Annotated in this window: 1 protein-coding gene; it reads right to left on the bottom strand. The window is 47.6% G+C overall.

Annotation, left to right across the window (positions count from 1 at the left end):
* Nucleotides 1-742: 742 nt before the first annotated feature.
* Nucleotides 743-1,041 (bottom strand): LrgB family protein (locus ACRC27_RS03865; RefSeq protein ID WP_438639234.1); only part of this gene is annotated, 299 nt, incomplete at its 5' end.

Consider the following 1,041-nt stretch of genomic DNA (forward strand, 5'->3'; position numbering starts at 1 on the left):
CAACGGGCAATAACGCCAATGACAGCGCTGGTACATCCAGTCCGGTTACCGAACAAATAGCGGAAACGTCTTCAGCGCGCAACCAGCCAGCAAAACCAGTTTCTGATAAATACGGGGTTAATGCGGCAGATAACGGCGCTGGCAGGTTGGCAAGGGCGGCTTTAATTCTCTCTTGCATCCGCTTTGTACTCCTGTTTATTGATGGGATCAGGATTTTAGAGATATGCCATGCAATAAAGTGTGATTAAGATCACTTAACTATGCAATTGCGCGTTATTGCATTTCATGATGTGAGATCTGTCGCACGTATTCCGCCATATCTTCACCAAGATAAACCTGCGCAGCACGCGATGAGTTAATGGAACTATAGGTATTTACCAGTATAGCTAGGCAAACCAGAGCCAGAAATGGTGCAAACATCCTGAGCCGTACACATGAAAAGTTCTTGTGTGCGCTGTCGTGGCCAAAGTCTGACGGCCAAAAAAAGCCTCCTAGAAGGAGGCTATGAAACAACAAGATGATTTCGCTGAAATACGGGCAGGGTATGCGGGAGTTCAACCGTAACCTGATTGCCCAACACTCATCTCAAAATAAAAAACTCAAACTAACAGCCAATATGACCAGAATGACCAGAAAATGAGACAGTGAAGCATTCTTACCTGTAGAGCGTGCGTCATATCAGCACGCTCTACTCCCCTAGGAGTAAAACAGGGGATAGAAAACGTGGGATAGGGAAGAGCCCTTATCCCAACAATTTGACCAGCACAGGGAAGATGAAAGGCGCAATCAGTGAGGTAATCACACCACAAATTACCAGTGCCAGTGAACTAAACGCACCTTCCACATAATCTTCTTCCGCGCAGCGTGCAGTACCTAAGGCGTGAGAAGCATTACCCATCGCCAAACCGCGAGCAGAAGGATGACGAATTTTCAGCCAACGCATATAAATGTGGCCAAACACCGCGCCCAGCAAACCCACATAGATAACGGCAACAGCGGTAATCGCTGGAATACCCCCGATGTTTTGTGCCACCGCCATCG

This window comes from Plesiomonas sp. (assembly GCF_051650925.1).
Classification (GTDB): domain Bacteria; phylum Pseudomonadota; class Gammaproteobacteria; order Enterobacterales; family CAMTGL01; genus Plesiomonas.